9 protein-coding genes are annotated in these 21,151 nt (G+C 52.8%); 2 read left to right on the top strand and 7 right to left on the bottom strand.

Annotated elements, in window-relative coordinates; all coding sequences use genetic code 11:
- Position 1 precedes the first annotated feature (1 nt).
- From ACZ47M_RS00640 to ACZ47M_RS00610, 7 genes are all read right to left on the bottom strand, one after another.
- The gene (locus tag ACZ47M_RS00640) at positions 2-3,385 is read right to left on the bottom strand and encodes an ATP-binding protein (protein ID WP_315343193.1); all 3,384 of its coding nucleotides are present in this window, start codon (positions 3,383-3,385) and stop codon (positions 2-4) included.
- Entirely contained in the window at positions 3,382-6,435 is a 3,054-nt protein-coding gene (locus ACZ47M_RS00635; protein ID WP_315343191.1) for a DUF1156 domain-containing protein, read from the bottom strand. The genes ACZ47M_RS00640 and ACZ47M_RS00635 overlap by 4 nt, the downstream gene beginning before the upstream one ends.
- Positions 6,436-6,782: 347 nt before the next feature.
- Positions 6,783-7,469, bottom strand: a complete 687-nt coding sequence (locus tag ACZ47M_RS00630) for a hypothetical protein (protein WP_315343190.1) — start codon at positions 7,467-7,469, stop codon at positions 6,783-6,785.
- Between the two features lie 65 nt (positions 7,470-7,534).
- On the bottom strand, positions 7,535-11,944 hold the full coding sequence (locus ACZ47M_RS00625) for a DNA-directed DNA polymerase II large subunit (RefSeq protein WP_315343188.1): 4,410 nt from the start codon (positions 11,942-11,944) through the stop codon (positions 7,535-7,537).
- 164 nt (positions 11,945-12,108) lie between these two features.
- Positions 12,109-13,194 carry a DUF8203 domain-containing protein gene (locus ACZ47M_RS00620; protein ID WP_315343186.1) on the bottom strand — a complete coding sequence of 362 codons (1,086 nt, stop codon included), beginning with the start codon at positions 13,192-13,194 and terminating at the stop codon, positions 12,109-12,111.
- 2 nt (positions 13,195-13,196) lie between these two features.
- Positions 13,197-15,269: a DNA-directed DNA polymerase II small subunit gene (locus ACZ47M_RS00615; protein WP_315343185.1), complete on the bottom strand. Its 2,073-nt coding sequence runs from the start codon at positions 15,267-15,269 to the stop codon at positions 13,197-13,199.
- Positions 15,266-16,510 carry an ORC1-type DNA replication protein gene (locus ACZ47M_RS00610; protein ID WP_315343316.1) on the bottom strand — a complete coding sequence of 415 codons (1,245 nt, stop codon included), beginning with the start codon at positions 16,508-16,510 and terminating at the stop codon, positions 15,266-15,268. Before ACZ47M_RS00610 ends, ACZ47M_RS00615 begins: the two co-directional genes overlap by 4 nt.
- A 930-nt stretch (positions 16,511-17,440) precedes the next feature.
- Between ACZ47M_RS00610 and ACZ47M_RS00605 the strand changes: the two genes are divergently transcribed.
- On the top strand, positions 17,441-18,445 hold the full coding sequence (locus ACZ47M_RS00605) for a potassium channel family protein (protein ID WP_315343183.1): 1,005 nt from the start codon (positions 17,441-17,443) through the stop codon (positions 18,443-18,445).
- A gap of 102 nt (positions 18,446-18,547) precedes the next feature.
- Entirely contained in the window at positions 18,548-21,052 is a 2,505-nt protein-coding gene (gene radA / locus ACZ47M_RS00600; protein WP_315343314.1) for a DNA repair and recombination protein RadA, read from the top strand.
- Positions 21,053-21,151 lie beyond the last annotated feature (99 nt).

Genomic DNA, 21,151 nt, shown 5'->3' with positions numbered 1-21,151 from the left:
TTCAACCCTCCTCCTTCCTGAGCCTGAACAAAACCTTCCCGTTCAAAGGCCTGAGCTTTTCGAAGAGGAGGTCATCGACCACCACTTCCTCCGAGAGGCTGAGATCAGCCTCAAGATTTGCTTTTCCACCGAGTAATTCCTCCGTCTCCCTCACGAGATACGCAAGCACCTCCTTCTCCACACCCTCAAAGCGGCCCTCCCAAAGCGGCCTGTCAATCCTCAGGCTTCCGCTTACGGTGCCCTTAACGTTCTCGGGGACAAGGCTCAGCGTCTCAACGTCCTCAATGCCAAGGATTGAAGTCAGGAACATGCCCTTGTGCTCCTCCTTGAGGGTATCAGTTTCAACGATTTTCTTGCCAAGGTCGGGGATTAAACCCACGTCCAGGTAACGCGTCCTCTTGGGGCTCCGTCCTTCAATCGTTGCGGTTGTCTTCGTCTCGGGCATGATTATTGTCCAGGTAACCTTTGCCGGTTTTCCGCCTTCAAGCTTAACTTCATCGGAGTCGAGCTCCCCACGGGTCACCGAGAGCTCCACCGTGAAAGAGTCCCTTCCGAGGGGCACGACCGTTACCTCAAGCTGAACCGGCTTCCCCGGCTTCTCCTTCACCTGGGGCACTCCAATCTCAAGCTCGAATTCACCCTCTGTTACCGGCGTTTCCTCCCTCCTCTCAACAATGTGGCCCCAGAGGACCATGTCGAAGTATTCATCCTTTACCCTGCAGTCGTTTCCGCCCGTTACAATGCTCTTCAATGGAATTCCAATCTCCGAGGATAACGAATAAACCTCGTACCACGTCTTCACCCTGAAGTCCTTATCCTCCCTCGGCACGATTAAGTCCTTCTCATTTTTCAGTAGACTGCAGACCTGCCTGTGGAGGGCGGTTTCCCTCGGCAGGATTATGTCACTCGGCTCAACGGCATTGGGCGGGTTGCCCTCCTCCTCGGATGTGGGGACCTCGTTGTCAACCTTCTTGAAGAACACTTCCCCATCGCGCTCAAGGCCAATCTTCAGGTCACGAATTGCGTTCTTTATGGCCCCGCTGATGTGGCTGTCCTCAATCATCGGCAGGCGCGTGTTGGTTCTTATTATTGCAATGAGCTCCGAGACCCTGTAGCCTTCGGGCCTCAGAACTTCAACGCCGACGTCCCTGAGGGTATCAACGAGCCATTCAAAGTCGAACTCGTTAACAATCTTGCCCTTGCTGAGCAGGGTGGAGTAAACGTTCTCAACGACCGACTTTGAGCTGGACTGGGCCCTGGTGATGCGGACATCGTCGTTCTCCGGATAAGCCACCTGCCTGAAGGAGTTCACAATCTGTGCCTCAAGGTCTTCGCGGGCCTTGCCCTCGATGTCCTTCACCATGTTCGTCTGTATCTTGACAACTTCCTCACCGAACTGGCCGTACTTGACGTTGATGTCCCTGATGACCTCGTTGCAGGCCATTATCCTCGCCGTCGTCTCGAGGAGATGCCTAAAGCTTCCCTCAACCGGATAACAGACGACAACGGTATTCCTGTAAGTCCTCGTACCGGTCCCATAAGCGTAAATCAGTTTTCTCAGAGTTCTCTCATCAACGTCGTCCCTCACAAGCACATGGAGCTTGTAATCTGGGGTGTCGTTGAACTCCTCCGGCTCCTTCGCCACGACGATGTACTGCTCCCTGAAGAACGTCACGTGATCCTCGATTTTCGCGCCCCTACCCCTCGTTGTAGTAATGCTCTTTCTCTCCCTGACTATCTTGTTCACGTGCTCGACGAGCTCGTTCCACACTTCTCCAAAGCGCATTTCGAGAAGCTCCCTTGCCCTGCTCTCCACCATCTGGGCCACGTTGGCAATGCGCCAGAACCAGAGAACCCTGTCCTTTTTGTTGAGGTAAACAAAGCGGACACTCGACATTATCTCGTCGACAGTGTCCTTGATGTCGGTCGGGAGCCATCCGTTGGCGTCAAACTCGTTTAGTTCATAAACGCCCCTCGCGATTGAATCCGGCGTGGGGAAGCCGGGCAGGGGGACTGGCGAGTCGAATGAGTATGTTTTCAAGAAGACGTACTTGAGGACTATCTCAGCGAGCCCGGGCTTGGAGAAGTCTTTGAACTTGCTCCCCTCAATGTCGGTGTCAACGATGGTGGCGTAATCCATGAAGGTCTCGCTCTTGCCGAACAGCAGGCCCCTGAGCTTCTCATTCCTGAGGTCGATGTGGTGGGGCATTACCATCGAGGGGACGAAGCCCGTTTTCTTATACCTGTCAACAATTTCCCTCATGACAATCCTCGTGATCCTGAGCATGTCCCTCGTCCTCTGAAGGCCGGCCCTCTCGATTATCGTCCTGAGTATATCCACGTACTCCGGGTGGAACGGGTAACTCCTCCTCAGCTCGTCCTCGAGGTTGTGCGCGTCGCCAAAGATTTCTTTATTGCTGAGCTCGGAGTGCATTCTGGTCAGGGTCTTTATCCTTTCCCCGTCGTCAATCCCCCTGAAAATCCTCTTTTTGAGGACTTCAACGAGCTCGTTGCCCGCCCCGGAAGTCCTCATCGGGGAGTAAAGCTCCGAGCCCCCGACCCTGCTGACGGCCGACCAGATGGCCATGACGACTTCCCTGTTGTACTCCTTCTCGACTTCAAAGACCCCCTCCTTCTTTTCCATCGGCAACGTCATGACCATCGCACTGCTTGAGCCGAGCAGGGCCGTGGCAAGCCTGTCAAAGAAGTTGTCAACATTATTTGCATAACGCCTGTCGTCCTCGTTCCCGGAGTTGTAAAGGTTGTCGAAGTAGTCCACGACCTCGTCAACGAGGAGAACAACCTTCCTATCAAAAAGTTTTCTCAAAGTATCAACATCGGGCACGGTGGCGTTTTCATCGTTCTTTTCAACGATAGAGTACTTCCCGAGGGAGTGGGCAATGTAACCCCAGACCGTCTTCACACTGTACGGCCCGACCTCGAGGGGCTTGCTCGGCTGGCCGAGCCTGCCCTTACCGTAAACGGTAACGATTTTGACGCCGCCGAGCGCCTTTATCCTCTCCGCCAGGTTTTTTATTTTCTCCCTCTTCTCGGGGTCGTGGCCGGCAAGGACTTCAGGGTCGAGCATAGCTTCGGGGTCCCTGAAGGCGTGGTAGACAGTGAGGAGCGTGTGGGTCTTACCGCCGCCGAAGAGGGAGTAAATGAGGAAGATGTTGTGCCTCTCGCGGCCCTCGAGGGTCCTTATGATCTTGTCAAGAACATCAAGCATAGCATCCGTAAAGTAAGTCCTTCTGAAAAACTCCTTTGAGTCGGTGTAGACCCTGTGGGCGTTACCGCTCACGACGTCCCCGAGTTCCGGGGCGACCTGCATGTCGAGGGTTTCATCAAGAACATCGTCCCAGACTTCAAAGGGGCCAAACCTCATAGTCCCTCACCCCTCACGTACCTGGTGAGCCTCCTCATGAGGAGAACCTCAAAGTGGCCGTCCTCTTCGAGTTCCTTCTCAATGGCCCTTTCATCGGCCTTTATTACCTCCCCCAGCGGGCTCAGTAACCGGCCATAAACGGCGGTGTAATACTCACCCACGAGCTTTGCGACCGCGAGGGCTTCTTCAACTTCGGCGCCCCACTTCCTCCTGAGCTTCTCGATGACCTCCTCAAGGCGGGACTTTCCGAGCAGGGCATAATATTCGAGGAGCTGGAGGACGTCAACCGCGTTCCCGGGTTCGGGCTCGAGGGGGTTGAGGCCCTTCTCGTAAAGGAACTTCTGGAACTCCCTGGCATCGAGGGCCTTCTTCCCGAGCAGGTCGGGCGTATAAAGTGTGAACTCCTTTTTGCTTGCCGAGCCCTTCTCCTTCAGTACACCCGCCTTTATGAGGCCACTGGCGTCCGTGAAGGTCGCGAGGTTGAGGAGGACTATGTCGTTGGGGCTGAGGGCACTGTTGCCGAAGAGCACCTTGTAGGCTGTATAAAAGACCGCCTCGTTCGAGGTTACCGCCTGGCCCCCCTCAACCTCGGCGATGGCCCCGATGATGCCCCTTATCGTCGCAGGGTAAACGTAGCCTTTGAGGAGCTCCCCCGTCGAAAGCGGGCCCTTTGGAGAGAGCACTTCTGAATACTTCGTCACCTCTTCAAGCACGGCCGCCATGACGCCGTAGAGCAGGTCGAGGCCCCTGTAACCATACCGGAGGAACTCCTTCGCCGACTCCCTTGCCTTTGCGTCCATCTCGTTGCCGAGCGCCGAAACCTGCACAGGCTTTCTCTCCCCGGCGGGCTTCCGCCAGACGGCAACAATCGACGTGTCCAAGCTGAGCTTGCCCCGGCTCACGATGCTTGTTTCCGACTCAGTGTTCAGCGGGATGGCCCGCGTTATCTGGAGCTTCGCCCTCTTCCAGCCGGCCTCAACCAGGTTCGCCCAGCTCTCCGGGTCAGTGTGCGCGTAATAAGTGACGATTATTCCATCGTCCCTGAGGTGCTCACGCATCGCCACAAACGCCTGAGCAAAGAGGTTCTCGAAGTGCTCGGCGGCCCTCTCCTTCCTGTTTTCCTCCCCCTCAAAGCGGCCCGCATTGATAGAGACTTCCTTCTTTGCAAACTCCTGCCACTGCGTCTTTATTTCCACCCATTTTGGCCCAACCTGCTTGAAGAAGGCCGTGGAGTGGAACCTCGGGAGCAACCTCTTTCCATCCGAGTCGCTGAGGGCCCTCTTCAGCCAAACATAGTAGAAGTCGGTGAGCTCTGCGTAGGGGACATCGTCAGCGTAAGGCGGGTCGGTGACGATAACATCGAACTTTTCATTGCCCAACTTACCAAGCATGGTGGCGTCGTCGAGGAGGACTCTGACTTCGCCAGAGCTGTTGGAGACGGCGGAAGTGAGGTAGGAGAGGGCTTCGACGTTGGTCTCGATTCCACGTGCATAGCTTCCAGCAAAGTTTATATTTGGAATTGTTTCGCACCAATTCCATATCATAGAAATTCCACGGTATGACATGATATTCGCGGGCTTCAAGGCCAAAACCGAACCAAATCCTGTAGAAGATGTCCACGGGGTCGCCAGTGAAGTGTGTTCACTATACCTCACCAGCGCCATCGCCAAATACGTCGCCACCGCCTCAGCGTACTCGAAGGCCTCCTCCTTACCCCAGCCCTCCCGCAGCTTCTCCTCCTCAACCCTCTTGCCCGCCTCGTGGATAAATTTCGTGAGCTTCACGAGCGTGAGGAGCTGGCGCGGGTTGAAGAGCTTGTAGAACTTGTCAAAGCCGTAGGAGATTGTCCATATGCTTCTCGATTCATACTCCGGTATCGGCTCCACCGGTATGTCCGGGTCACCGCTTTCGAGCATTTGTCTGACCTTCTCCTTTGCCTTCAGAAGTTTTTCCTCGTCGTCTTTTCCTGCTGGCTCGAAAGTCAAGTCCTTCCCATTGACCTTCACCTTCACGAGGGGCCTCGGGCGCGCAAAACCCTCGTCCCCCTCGTTGTACCTCTTCAGTGCAAACTTCACGTAGAACTCCCTGTTTTTCCCGCCCTCCGTGTAATGCCTCCCGCTTTCGTCCGCATACCTGATGACGTTGCCGCAGGCGAGGCAGGTGAGCTGGCTCTTTCTACTTTCGATGTTCGCCTTCGGTACTTTGAAGACCACCTTCTTCCCCTCGACCCTGAAGTCGCCCTCCTTCAGCTTCCCATTCTTCACGGCATCCAGGACTTTCCTCACGTAAAGCTCGCCCTCGAAGACAATCTCCCCTGTGTCCGTGTCCACCACAGCACCAGAAACATCCCCAAAGACTCTGTTGAGGTCGATTACCCTGATTACAACCTCCCCACCGTTCCCCTCGGGCACCATGTAGGCGAGCCTCGTGTAGCTCTTCCCGTCCTTTACGCGGGCGAGCCAGTAGTTGCCAATCGCCGGGGTGAACCGGCCACAGTGGGGGCACTTCACCTCCCAGGTGCCGATGTAGACAGCGGTGTCACCGTCGTAGAGTTCCTTTATATCAGGGTCGTTCCTGAGCTGCTCGGTAACCCAGTTGCCCCACTTCTCGACGTCCTTCACGAGCGTTTTTCCAAACTTCTTCGGGTATTCAAGCACAGCTTTCAAAAACACGTACGTCGTCGGGAGCAAATCCACAGCAGTAACGTCCAGCCCAAGGCGGAGCCCCTCGAGGGGGATGGAACCAAAGCCGGCGAAGGGGTCGAGGAGCTTCTTGCCCCTGAAGTACTCCTGCAGGTCGGGAGGTATCCTGGGGTTGGTGCGGTGGGGCGTTTTCTCGTGCAGGCCGATGAGTGTCTTGAAGCGTTTTTCATCGATGCTCTCGGGCAGGAGGGCGCCCGCTATAACGGCCCTTGCGCCGATGAGGGGTTTCCTCGTCCAGTAGAAGACCATTTCCCAGTAGGGTGGCCTCCCGGGCCCCTTCTCTTTGAGGCTCTTCTCATTGACCTCCCAGATTGGAAAGCGGGGGCTCTCGATAAATCGCCTTTCCATTTTACACACCCGTGCAATTTAACACGCCCCGCAATAAATACCTTTTGATGGCGGGCGATACACGGTGTAACGCCCCGAGCACAGCCACAGACGAAATCTTTATTAAGGGGTTCATCTCAAATAGAACCAGGGACAGTAGCGTTAATAAGGACCTCTCGCCTGTTCCCCGTAACGACCCCGGAATGGGGTATGAGGGGGCGGTGGAGCAGGCGGTCTCTGCCGCTTTTGATGTTTTCCTGTCGTTCTGTCCACGGCGTGGCCGGTGTTACCCTCCATTACCGGTCGTTCTGCCCCCACTAGATAAAACCCCTCGATATCCCAAAAATCCCGGGACCGCAAAAAGCCCGCTAAAACGCGAAATCCTCCAGGGAAAACTCCTCAATGACCCTTTCAAACTCGTTCTCCGGGGCATAGGTGAAACCGCACTTTGAGCACTTCAAAACGCCGTTCTCCTCGCTCAACGGCGAGAAGCAGACCGGACAGCGGTACTCCTCGCGGTGGAGCCTCTCGTAGACTTCATCGCGCATGACCACAAGGTTGAGCTCGTTCTCCCAGTCCTCGTGCAAAAGCCCCCAGTAGGGGGTCTCGGTCGGGTAGAAGTCCTCAAGGATGAGCGCGTTTATCCCTATACCCCTGACCCCAGGGGGCAGCTTTACCGCTGGCTCTATCACAACCACGTACTGGTCGTAGAACTCTATGTTCTCCGCCCTCACCGTCAGACCGCGGGAGAGCCTGGAACGGAGGGGGAAAAGCTGGAGGAAGAGGCTTTCCTTCTCAACGTCCCAGCTGGCGCTCAGGGAAACCGGCCCCTTCGTGAAGAACTGGGTTATGGAGTGGTCGTCCTTATCCTCCCCGGCAAAAGAGAAGCCCAGCTTTTTCACGGCCCTCCAGAGGAAGTTCGGCCTCGGAAGCTTTTGGTAGTTCACCAGATACTCCCCTATCCAGCCAGCCAGGGGCATGGAGTAACCTACGAAGGCCTGCCTCTGGACGCGTAGATAAGCAACGCTGGGGAGGAGCTTGAAGCCGGCTTCCATCAAAAAGTGTGCGGTTTTGTGGTATATATGCCTATCGCAGATAGACCAAAAGGAACAAAGAAGCCTCACGAACCGAAGAACTCATCGAGGCTAATCCCCTTCCTCTTTTTCTTTGTGCTTTTACTCACGTCCTTCTTTTCGGGAGCACGGGCCTTAGAGGAAGTTTTTCCTGAGCCGGCGGAGAGTGCTGTTTTTATTCCGGAGCTTTTTTGGGGCTCTGAACTCCCTTCACCCTTGTCCGCGGGTTTCTCCCCTTTTAAGGCGTTCCCGTTCTTTCCGTTGAACCCGTCGAGGTAGCCGCTGGCTCCGTTCGAACTGCCAGTCCTCTCCTGTATCATCCTCTCGCAGATGTCCGCGGAAAAGCCCATGAGAGTTCTCTGCTTCTCCGGAAAGACGGTCTCGAAGAGCGTCCTTATGTCCTTCTCGGTCATGCATATCCTCTGCTTCGTATAGCTGGGGACGTTGTATTTAGTAACCAGCATCTTGGCCGTTGAGAGGTACTTCTCAATGGCGCCCTTGCTGACGGTGAGGACTATCTTTCCGCCGCACTTTGGACACGTCCCGCTCATGGGCGGCCTCCGGTACTTCGTGTTGCACTTCACACAGCGGAACTCCTGCCTCGTGAAACTCCTGAGGTTGCCCCTTAAATCGGGGATTATGTGGGAGTTGAGTATCGTCTCTGCAACGTGGTGCTCATCAACGGCGCGGATCCGTTCTGCCAGGGCCAGCTGTTTCTCAACCTTCTCCTCCATGTCGCCGAGCTGTTTGTAAAGGCTCATTTTTGGCCCCAGGCCGATGTCATCGGTGTCGTGGGTGAACTTTATGCCCTCGTACATCTCTGGCTTTCCAAGCCTGTCCTCCACGCGCTCGATGACCTTTACCTCCTTGGGCGATTTCAGCTCGTAGGTGGCCTTATAGAACTCAAGGGGATAATAGCGGACGACGTCCATGTTGTGAACCTCGCTGTCAACCTCCCTGGGGTCAAGGCGTGTGGTAACGACGAGGGGGGCGTCCATCTTGCCGCCGCGCTTCTCGGGCAGATAGTAACGTGAAAAGTTCAAAAGTACATCCAGAAGTAACATTACACTGTCCTCGTCCCCGTCGCACTGATGCGTTATAATATTTTCGTTTATTATCACATTGTGATACATTTTTGCATTCAAAGAGAACACAAAGTTATCTCTAGGCTTAACATAACGAACTTGTTCAACACGCAGGAGATTAAGCTCACCCCCAATGATAATACCCATAACCTCGCCTTCTTTAACCTCAAAAGCCCTCTTCTCCACGAACTTTCCGTCTTCATAGACGAGCACGGGGTGATCAACGGTTGTCTCAAAGCTCCTTCCCAGCTCAAGCTCGAACCTTATCAGATGGTCCGTTGACGGCGCCTTTATGACCTCCTCGATGTCAGTTAGGACAACTTTGCCGCTTTCTGGGTCAAAGGAGTAAACCTTAACGTCCACCTTGGGCTTTCTCCGGACGTAGGCCATGTTCTCGTAGCTCTCATCATCGAAGAGGTCGTAAAGCTCACGGAGCGTAATTCTAACAGGTCTGCCATTAATCTGGACGAGAATTCTCGTATCGCCCGGGAAACAGTTCCTCCTCTTCGCCGCGTGATAGTACGGGTGGGCATAGCCCACTAAAACGTCGGAGAAGCCGATTATCCTCCCGATGATCCCAGCTGAAGTGTGGGGGGCAAGGCCTATGACGAGATGCCCTATCAGGTCTTCCATCTTTTCCGCGTTGTAGAACCTCGGAAGGCCGTAGAACTTCTCAAGGAGGTCATCAACAAAGCGCGCCACCTTGAGGAGGTATTTTCCTGCCTCATACGAGAGTATCACATCCTGAACCTTCAGCTCGACTATCTGGTCGTCCCTCTCGAGGGGCTTTCCCTCGAAGTCGTGGGTGTAGCCAAGCTCGCGGAGCTTTTCGACGCTTACTCCAATCTCCTTGGGCTTGAAGTGTGTTATGGGGGCATCGGTGGCGTCAAAACGGATTGTGCCATCTTTAAAGACGTAGATGTCGTTCTTCACCCTCAAGATGCCCTTCTCCAGGGGCTCGGCCATCTTGTAGCCGGAGGTCATGCCCTGGACGCCTTTAAGCCTGTCTATGCCGTAGACTTTCACGTTGTCCATGGCCTGTCTGAGCAGCTCCGACGGCTTTATCGTCCTCTTCGCGTAGGGTTTGAGCTCGACTTCACACTTTGGACAGCGGAAGTCAAATTCCTCTGCCTCGCCCTCAGGGTAATCCACGTTGCACCTGGGGCAGTGCCAGAGGAGCTCCTTCCTCGTCCCGCAGACCGGGCAGAGGTGCTCGGGCCCAACGTGGCCGCATTTGGGGCATTTGAAGAAGGCTATCTCGACGCTCGCTACCTTACCCCCCTCGGCGGCCTTCTTGATGTCCCTGCTCGAACCCCCGGCGAGGCCTATCGGGAAGAGCACCTGAACCGGCGGTTTCATCCTCCTCTCCTTGGCCTTCTCCGGCCTGCCCATTCTTGCACCGAGCCAGCTTATTCCTCTATCCCGGAGCTTTATCCCGTTGTTCTCATTGATTATGTCAATGACTGTGAAGAAGGGCTTTGCCCTGAACTCCCACCCGAGGTTTCCGAGGGGGGTCAGCAGGGCCGCGGCCCACGGGTAGTCAACTACGATGACCTTTTTGCGGTCTTCGGTGCGCTCAAGCCTGTGCGGGAGGCCCAAAAGCTCGAGATAGCGCTTGATTTTGGCGTCGTTATCAACTATTACCTTCCTCGCGAACTTTATCTTTCTGAACTCGTCCCACTCGATCTGGGCTTTCAAAAGGGCTTTTTGAAGCTCCTCAACCTCCTCAGGTTTGAGGGTGTTCCAGTAGAGGGTGTAGTAGGGGTGGAGGGGGATATCGAGAACCTTGGAGAGGTGTATCGCCTCCTCCACGCTCGGCCTGACGCGGAGCGGATCGCGGAGGAGGTTCCACAGGAAGTCGGGATCAATCTCAATGTACTCCGCCGCCTCTTCAACAGCTTCCCTTGAATTTTCCTCGAAGGGTTTGAGCTCGACCTCGTAGGTTTCCGCCATGGCCCTGACCAGTTCCTGAACCCACCATTCCTCAACGTAGTTTGCAGGGAGGAGCGTCTGGTTGTTCTCAAAGAAGTCGCCGAAGTTAACTAAGGCATCGCCAACGTAGAGGATCTCCTCAACCTCGTTCCTCACCTTAAGGGCCGTCTCGTAGTCGTCAACCTTAACCACGGAGCCGTTCTTGAGCTTAACAACCGGCCCTTCGATTGTTGTTGCCGGGGTTACGACACAGCCCTTGCCGGGTCTTTCAGTTTTCATCTGCGTTCCAATCGCTATGAACTCGTCGAGGAGGAGCATGGTTGCGGGGTTGACGCTCCAGGTGGCGAAACCACTGACGCGGCTCCTCCCATAGCGAAGACGGAAGCCGCCGTTTGTAGAAGGCTCGGCAAAGAGGGGCCTACCACCGATTATCTCCTTCGTGTACTTCTTGTTGGGCGCAATGTTGGCCTTAAAGCGCTCGTAGAGCTCGTAATAAAAGCCCTTCTCGACCTTCTCCTTAATTACCTCACCACCAGCTTCCTCGGCCGTGGAACCAGCTGAGTGCTTTTCTTCAGCCTCGCCACTTTCCTTGGCTTCCACAAACTCCTTTATCCACTCCCAGCCGTCGATGCCCATCTTGTCTATGTATTTAACCAGCTTCTTCGCCTTCTGGAGAACGCCCTCGGCCAAAACGAGGATTGCACCGCCGCGCAGGTGGTTTGTCTCAACGCCGGGGACGTTCCTGTGGGAGACCTCGACCTTGTCCGTTTCTTCGCCAGTTATCTCGATTGGGATGTTCTTCATGGCGAGCCTTACCTCATCGGCCTCCGGGTGGTACTGCAACCTTGAAACGGTGCGGTGGTAGAGGTCTACCTCTTCAACCATACGCTCCACGTGCTTCTCGCTCGGCTTGAAACGATCAAGACCGAGCTTCCTCCTCACATAGTCACCAACGAGGACGCTGAGGGCTTGAGCTGTTCCGCCGGAACTCCTTATCGGGCCAGCATAATAGAGGGCAAGGTATTCGCTGTTGTCGGCCCACTCGTTGCGTTTTATTTTAACGTCGGCTATTCCCTCAAGCGGGGCAGAAACTATGCCCTCCGTGAGGATCGCGAGGGCTGTTCTTACCGCCTGCTCCGCATACTTCTCCTTGCTCCCAAAATCACCGAACTTGCCATCGATTATCTCGTCCACAATCTTCAGGGCGGCTATCTCTTTCCCGTATTCTTTCACAAGCGCCCTTATGCGCTCGGCAACGCCTGGCGGCCCAACAAGGCTCTCGACACGACCGGCCATGTCAGTAGCCTGAGGAACCTCAACGTCCAGGCTGGGGTCTTTGCCCTGGGAGCGGGCCCTTCTCGCTATCTCGTAGGCCCTGTCAATCTCGCGCTGGAGGGACTCGAAGTAGGCCTTCATTTCGGGTGAGTAGAGTTCAGTCATGTTTACCACCTCGGATTTAAGAAGAGAGCAGGAGTACGTTCTGAAGAACTGGGATAAAATAAATAACAAGGTATAGCTCAATACCAAAGGATACCACCTAGTCTGGCGGTATCCCCATGTTATTATTGACAGCAGGGCTATATAAAGATTTCGTGCCATCAAGCTCAACCCCCGTATTTAGAGACAAGCTCTGATATCTGCAGGTGAGTCACAGGGAAACCGAGACGAACAAGATATTCCCCCATCCCTGAGCCATGTGGTCCTAAAGAAACAACAATTCCCCCATTTTTACGGAGATCATCGATGTCTCCACCACTTCCTCCCTGAAGTGCAAGGAACTTAATCGAACCACCAACTTTAGAGGCGTGCCTCAGAAGGTATTCAAACACAGGAGATTGTTCAATCAAACGCTGTTCCTCATCCTTCTGGAACAAGTCCTCTTTTATGACATAAATTAGGGGACGAGGATACCAGTTCTGGGGAAGAATATCGTTTTCAGTAGAGGTGGGCACTATTTTGGACAGAGCCTTTTTACCAACATGATAGACTTTCAGCAGCTCCACAGGGAATCCTAGAGAAGGCAGATTTCTAATAAGAGTGTCCACATCAAGTCTCCATTTTGAAAGCAGGATACTTTCTTTGATATACCTTAAGAGAAGATCTGCAGTAGAAACCAAGGGATTAACTTTATCCCCATTCGGGATTATTTTAAGTTCAGCCACATGTTTCAAAAGTTCATCCCACGCCTTCGTCTTAGGAGAAGGATTGAAGTTGTCGATGTAAACCTTAGCTTTAGCTTTTGGATTATTGAGTCTAGATACAACCACCCAGGCTGGAATATATGCAAAATACGATTTAAGAACATTTTTCAAAAAGGCCATGACACTTTTTTGAACACCATTTGGCATGGAAACCTCCTTAACTCCAAAGGAGGCAAAAACAAAGTTTGTCGTAACCTTGTTGGGGACAACGACTTCGTCGACAAAATTCTTCATAAAAAGCAGGTACTTAGTTGGATCTCCCTCCCTTCCAATGAGATATCCTCTAAGATCTGATGATGAAAAAATCCATCGAGGGGTTTTTATTCCTCTATCATCTTTTAACCCCTCAAAAAATTTCCTGTATGCTTGAAGATATGTATCAAAATACTTGTTGCTAACGCTAACAGCGACTCCAATCCTCGCAATAAATGTCCCTTTCTTTCCAACAAATGTTATGTCTCCCTCATCGGAACCAATCATCAAGCCCATAATCAAACCCCCTCACAAAACTGGTCAAACCGGATTACAGCCCTCAAACGGGCGGTTTCTACATCTATTATCGGAACCCTGGCCGGGGTTGGGACTATGTTCACCATCTTCTGGAACTCGGTCTGGGCCTGCCAGGTTCCGGTGTTTATGACGAAAACACCGTTGTAGATACGGTATTCCAAAACATGGACGTGGCCAGCCTGGAAGAGATCAGGAACACTCTCAATGACCAGCAGATCATCCGGATCAGGAGCAATGGGGACTTTCCCGCCAAAGGTCGGCGCCAGATGGCGGAGTTTTAGGAGGTTCACCATTGCCTCGGCAGGCCTGTGGTGGCTCCTATTGGGGATCTCACTGACTACATCCTCTATTCCCCTACCATGGGCCACGAGGAAGTCCCTCCCGTGAAGCCTTATCACAGCAGGATTGCTTATTATAGTGGCGTTTTTAAGCCTGAAAATTGGCCTCGCGTACTCCTCATAAAAACCGGGCTGAGGAACGGCGGTTCTGGCCGCATCGTGGTTACCGGGCCCGATGAACATACGGATATGCTTTGGAACGTTCCGGAGGAGGTTAGCCAAAGCCTCGTACTGGTCAAAGATATCCGGTATTGCCAGCTCATCGTACTGTCCGGGATAAATACCAATGCCGTCCACAACGTCTCCGGCAATGATCATGTACTTTATCCTGCTGACGAGCTCGGCATGGGCTTCGTTCTCGACGTCACCGTTTAACCAGTCGAGGAACTTAATGAAGGCCTCCTCACAGAACTTTTTGGAACCAACGTGGATATCACTCAAAAGAACGGCGTAGACCTTCTCTTTTAGAGGTTCGTGCTTTCCGCGGAACTTGGGGACGTCGGGAAGGTAAATTTTCTCGGCAAATATCATCCCCCTCCCAGAGTACCTGCCGGTAACGGCTATAACCGAGTCGTGCATGATCTCCATTACCTTCTTGGAATCCTCATGATCCCTGTTTACGAAAACCTTAACCATGCCCGTGGCATCTTCTATCTCCAAAACGTAGCCCTTTGAGGTTTCCTTTTTAGAGTTCACAAGCCCAACAACTGTTACCTCATCGTCGGGCTTGATATAGCTCAGCTTTCCAATGTCTATGATGCCCCCTATTTCGGGATTCTCCCGGAAGATGCGCCTCATCTTCCTAAGGCGGGATCCGAACATTGAACGATAAGCCTCGACCAGGGGTTCTCCCTCTTTCCCAGAGGTGTTCTTAACCCTTGGCGGGTTCAGCTTAACGTTTCTCACGTCAAAAACAATGGCATAATCCCCTTCGATCTCGGCGGCAAGGTAGTGGAAGTTCTCCTTGGGAGTTATTTGGACATCAGAGTAAACTGAGTATGACCTGGTCTCCTCCTCGGGAACCTCCTCCTCGACGTAGGCAATGGGAATTCCGTAGTCACCGTAGACGATCCTTGGACTAATATCGCCATTCCCGTTTTCACCGTTCGAATAATCCAGGTACTCGTCTTCCGGCTCAGGCTCCAGAAGAACTTCATCTTCTTCATCCGCTGACTCCGGGATTTCCACTGGAACGTCCTCGGTGATTCCACCATCTACCCCATCTTCAGGCAGGTTTTCGATGTCCTCACTTCCAGTGGAAACAAAACTCTCCCCGGCATAATTTAGGTCTTCGTAAGCCTCCAGAACTTCGGAGGATGCACCAGAAGCCCCAGATTGCGGGGGTTCTCCAGTGGAAACATAACCCCCTACCTCGCCAGGGGAGTCCTCGTTGGAAAAGGACTCTGAAGCCTGTAAAACGCCGTCTGAAGAAGATGAAGGAATACCTACAGATGATGTGGGTGTAAATTCCTCAGTTTCTTTCTCCACGTGAGATTCTCCGTTTTCTATCTCCCCAGCAACTCCACCGGAAACCAAGCCTTTCTCCCTGAGAAATTCCTCTGCAAGGGTTAGGTCGATTAGGAAGGTCCCGGCAGATTTGACGAACTTTATGAGCTCCGCCAGGGTGAAGTCTTTCTTATAGTGCGGCTCGAGAAGGTAGTAAGCCGGGGGAGTTATCAGATAGCCATTCTTGATTAAATCCTCAACGAGCATCATATCAGCCTCCTCTGCCGGGAGAGGTCAACCGCCAAAAGAGGCCTGAGCTGGTCTTCCCCGCTAAAGAGCTTCTTCACCTTTTGGGGAACGACGTTTAGGCGGATCTCTTTCGTTCTGCCGTAGCGTCCCTTACTAACGACCTTAGCGTTAATGATCCCGAGCATATCGAGTTCGTTTATCAGATCGCTGACGCGCCTCTGGGTGAGGGGATCCAGGTCAATGTAATCGCAGATCATCTTGTAGACCGAGTAAACGTCTCCCGTGTTCGCTGGCAAATCGCCGTTCTCATCGAGGAGAACCACGGCATAGAGGAGAACCTTGGAGTGGAGCGGGAGGGTCTTGATAACCTCTTCCATGGTATCCTGTTCTATCTTCTCCTGGGCGAGCCACACGTGCCGCTCGGTGACCTTATCAGCCCCCTCCCGCTCGGCTATCTCCCCCGCAACCCTGAGAAGATCGAGGGCACGCCTGGCATCACCGTGCTCCCTCGCCGCCAAAGCTGCACAGAGCGGAACCACGGCATCATCCAAGACACCCTCGTTAAAAGCGTCCCCGGCACGTTGCATTAGGATATCACGAAGCTGGTTGGCGTCATAGGGTGGAAAGACAATCTCCTCCTCACTGAGGCTGGAAAGAACCCTGGCATCTAAATACTCTTTAAACTTCAGGTCGTTGGAGATTCCTATTATGCTAACCTTGGCCCGAGAAAGCTCGGTGTTAATCCTCGTGAGGGAATACAAAATATCATCGCCGCTCTTCTTGACGAGTTTGTCTATCTCATCCAGAACGATAATAACGAAGCGCTCACGGGCGTCTATGACCTCTTTGAGCTTCGCATAGACCTCATCGGTGGGCCAGCCGACGAGGGGAATCTCAACGCCGCTCTCAGCCTTGAAGTGGTTGACTATGTTCGCGAGAACCCTGTACTGGGTGTCCACAATCTCGCAGTTGATGTAGATAACTTCAACTGGAACGTTGTACTTTTGAGAAATTTTCTTGAGCTCCTCGGTAACGAACTTGATGGTGACGGTTTTTCCAGTTCCGGTTTTTCCATAGACAAAGACGTTAGAGGGTGTTTCACCACGGAGAACAGGGACAAGTATGTGGGCGAGATCCTCCACCTGCTTTTTCCTGTGCGGGAGCTCCTTGGGAGTGTAGCTATGCCGGAGAACCTCTTTGTTCTTGAATATTTTTTTCGCGTGAATGTACTTCTCAAAGATCGATCCAAGGTAGTCGTTCATGGCCCTCACCGATTCGAGCTCCCGTGGAAGTGAGACCCGATAGTTATATCTCAAATTCCGGACCACAGCGAAGGCAAATTCCTGACTGCCATAGGATATCATGATTGTCTCCACCGGAAACATTTGGCCCAGTGGAAAGCAAGGCGATATCCATTAGAAGGGTTTATATTCTTTGCTTGTCACGGAGCTGTCCAAAAGATGTACATGGAAGATTAAAATCCGAAGGCTATTCCGCAGACGACGAGGGTAGTTTAACAAGTTCATGCCAATACCCTCTGGGTTCTCCAGGAGAAAAATCCGGTTGTTTCACAGGAAACCGGGAGTACCAAAGCACATGGATGTTCATGATATTTTACATTTGAAAAATCTCGGAAGCACGGGGAGAGGATTTCCAATGAAAGAAGAATGGACGGATATGTACACGAAAACAAGTTCATTAGGGTACATATATGTGAAGTTTAGGAAAACAACTACGCTTAAACAAATCTCATTGTTAAACGGACCTGTAGCCCCCCAGAGTTTTGTTTCCACTGGAAGCGGGTTTTGGCTACACCCAAAGAGATCGTTAATTTTGGTGAAAACACTCCCGTCTTCTATGCAACTTTTCCCTTTTATTTTTTTCTATGAACATTGTCTAATGTTTGACCGAAAATATTCTCAACAAATGAACATCTCTAAAAATTATTTAAGCTTCGATTGAACTTTGCTGTGGTTTCTATACATAAAATCAGAGCTAAAGTTCCTGTATCTTTGTAAATCCCCTCTGACCCGTCCTTTTTCCGAATCCTGGTTCCAGTGGAAATGAAACTCTGGGGGGTCTTTCAGATGTTCATCGAAAAAGACCTACGTTTCCACTGGAAAACTCGATCTTCAGTGTACTCTAAAGTTCTTCAGTGAAATTTTTAAATCTGAAGGTCTGTATTATCAAGCATGATCCCGGTGATTCTGGTTAAGCGACTCCTCAGGCTTCACGTTAAATTGAGCAAAAACCGAGTTATTATCATAGCGGGTGCAGTTGTTGTCTTTGCCCTCCTGTTCCCTGCCCTGTTCGTGGTTTTTGAGGGCGTCGATTTTTTCACGGCTCTCTACTGGGCGGTCATAACGATGGCCACCATCGGTTATGGTGACGTGACTCCCAAAACAGTCTCCGGCCGTGTCGTTGCGATGGCCGCTGCAGTTGTTGGGATCTCAACTTTCACCGCCCTTGTATCGGTGCTGGCTGAGCTCTTTGTTTCATCGTCCTTGAGGAGGATGATGGGGATGCATAGGGTGAAGTATTCAGAGCATTATGTTGTCATCGGAGAGGGGAGTACTGTTCCGAGCTGTGTCCAGGAGCTGCTCCTGGCCATAGCCAGGGGTGAAGCCAAGCCCGGGGACATAGTGGTGGTTTTTCCAAAGGAAGAAGAAAAGAAAAAGGTGAAACTTCCTGAGGAGGTAGAAGTCCTGGTCGGGGATCCCACCAGCGAGGACACCCTTAGAAGAGCCGGGGTTGAAAGGGCTTCCAACGTTATATTAGCCCTCGAGGATGATTCAAAGGCCGTCTTCACGACCTTGATGATAAAGAGGATGTCCAGGGCGAGGGTTTTAGTCGAGGTCCTCAAGGAGGAGAGCATAACTCTCCTAAAACAAGCCGGTGCAGAGCAGGTAATCCCGAGTAGAAACTTCGCAGGAAGGCTCCTGGCGAGTTCAGTGTTTGAGCCGGAGGTGGTGGATGTTATAGCCGACATAACAACTGCCACCGGAGGTTACGATATTTCTGTTATCATCGATGAGAGGGCATGGGGCAGGCCGTATCTGGATGTTTTGAGGGACCTCAGAGGAAGGGGGTATACACTCCTGGGCTATTACCTTGAACGGCCAGTTCTTGATCCTGATCTAGACAAACCGATTCCTCAGGGGGCCAAACTAATCGTTGTGAGGCCTGCTGGGAAGTAATTGGGCTTTATCAGGATTTTTCTTCCTTTTCCCTTCCCCTGAGAAAAGTATATAACTCTCCAAATTTACCCCCTTCCAGGGTACGAGTTAGCGGTGATGGTCATGGCCCGAAAGAAGAGCGATGAAATTAAAGAGCTTGAGGAGTTTGAAGAATTTGAGGTAGATGAGGAAGAGGAACCTAAGGAAGAGACTTCAAAGTCTCCCGGCAAGATTACCACGCTGGAAGACCTTCCTGGAGTCGGCCCTGCAACGGCTGAGAAGCTCAGGGAGGCAGGTTACGATACCATCGAGGCCATAGCAGTTGCCTCTCCCCTTGAGCTTAAGGAGATAGCGGGAATAAGCGAGGGCGCCGCCCTGAAGATTATCCAGGCCGCGAGGGAAGCGGCCAACATAGGGACCTTCATGCGAGCCGACGAGTACCTGCAGAAGAGGGCAACAATCGGCAGGATTTTCACTGGAAGCAAAGCCCTTGACAAGCTCCTCGGCGGTGGAATCGAAACACAGGCGGTAACGGAAGTATTCGGTGAGTTCGGTAGCGGTAAGTGCTTTGCCAGGGACACCGGGATTTACTACGAGAACGACACCCTTGTGCACTTTGAGACGATAGAGGACATGTACCTGAAGTACGCTTCCGTGTCAGGGGAGCTCCCCTTTGACAACGGTTACGCAGTTCCACTGGAAACTGTCTCAGTCTACACCCTTGATCCTGACTCTGGAGAAATCAGGCGGACAAAGGCGGCTTACATCTACCGTGAAAGGGTTGAAAAGCTGGCAGAGATAAAGCTCTCAACGGGCCAGACCCTTAGGGTGACCCTTCCTCACCCCGTTCTGGTGTTCAGGGATGGGCTCCAGTGGGTCCCAGCGAGGGAAATAAAGCCGGGGGACATTGTTGTTGGCGTGAGGAGCGTTCCAGCGAACTCCAGTGGGATTGATCCAGAGAGGACCTACTTCCTCGGGCTCTTCGTAGCTGAGGGAACTTCCAACCCGCTCTCGATAACTATTGCCTCCGAGGAGCTGAAGGACTTGGTAGTTAGCTTCATCGAAAAGAACGACGGCTATACTCCAACCGTTGAGGTAAGGCGGGATCTCTACAGGATACTCCTCAGGAAAAAGACTGCCGAATGGCTCGGCGAACTGGGGGTTTCAAATGCTTTCACAAAGGCCGTCCCTGATGAGATACTGAACGCGGACGAAGATTCAATTGCGGCTTTCCTGGCAGGCTACATAGACGGCGATGGCTACGCCACCGGCTCGATAGTGGAAATGACCACGAAGAGCCGGAAACTCGCCGACGGCTTGGTGTTCCTCTTCAAGAGGCTTGGAACGGCCGTAAAGCTCTCCGAAAAGAAGATCGGTGACGAGGTTTACTACAGGCTTTACATAACCGGCGAGGACAGAAAGGTCATTGAAAGGGTTTTAGAGAGGGCGCGCCTCAAGTCACGGGAAATGAAAGAAGGCGGTATCGGCAGGTATCCTCCGGCCCTCGGCAGGTTCCTTGGAAGGCTCTACTCCGAGTTCCGCCTCCCGAAGAGGGACGATGAGACGGCCTACCACATCCTAACCCGGAAGAAGGACGTCTGGTTCACAGAGAAGACTCTCTTCCGCATTGAGGAGTATTTCAAAGATGCCCTTGAGCGGCTCGATGGAGCGGAAAAGGCAATCCTGGCTGGAGAAAAGCCCGATCTTCCCTTCGCCTGGACAGCTCTCCTCAAGTACGGGTTCACCGAGAGACAGGTCTCCAATTACCGCACGAGGGGCCTTCCAAAGAGGCCTGAGCTGAGGGGAAAGGTGGCCTCTGCGCTCATTCAGGAAATCGAGAGGCTGAGAAAGGTCGCCAATCTTGCACTTGAAACCATAGCTCTCGTTAGAAAGCTTGAGTTCCACGAGGTCTCCTCAGTTGAGGTAATCAACTACAATGACTGGGTCTATGACCTCGTCATCCCGGAGACCCACAACTTCATAGCTCCCAACGGCCTCGTTCTCCACAACACCCAGCTCGCCCACACCTTAGCTGTCATAGTCCAAAAGCCACTGGAGGAGGGTGGCCTGAACGGCTCCGTGGTCTGGATTGACACGGAGAACACCTTCAGGCCCGAGAGGATAAGGCAGATCGCCGAGAACCGCGGCCTCAACCCGGACGAAGTCCTCAAGAACATTTACGTGGCAAGGGCCTTCAACAGCAACCACCAGATGCTCCTGGTTGAAAAAGCCGAGGAGATTATCAAGGAGAAAGCCGAGACGGACAGGCCAGTAAAGCTCCTGGTGGTTGACTCGCTCACGTCCCACTTCAGGAGCGAGTACGTCGGCAGGGGAACGCTCGCAGAGAGGCAGCAGAAGCTGGCCAAGCACCTCGCTGACCTCCACCGCCTCGCTAACCTCTACGACATAGCGGTTTTCGTCACCAACCAGGTTCAGGCAAAGCCCGATGCCTTCTTCGGCGACCCGACGAAGCCCGTAGGTGGCCACATCCTGGCCCACAGCGCCACGCTCAGGATCTATCTGAGGAAGGGTAAAGCTGGGAAGAGGGTTGCTAGGCTCATAGACAGCCCGCACCTGCCAGAGGGCGAGGCGGTATTCACGGTAACCGAGAAGGGCGTTGAGGACTGATTTTTTTCTTTCTTCTGTTTGGGTGTTCCGCTTTATCCCTTGTTAGAGTATGCTTTTGTGCTCTCTCAGTTTTAAATAACCTCTTTTGTCGTTTTAATA

The organism is Thermococcus waiotapuensis (assembly GCF_055384795.1).
Note: the sequence above shows the minus strand (reverse complement) of the source record. Positions and strands in the feature narration are given on the sequence as shown.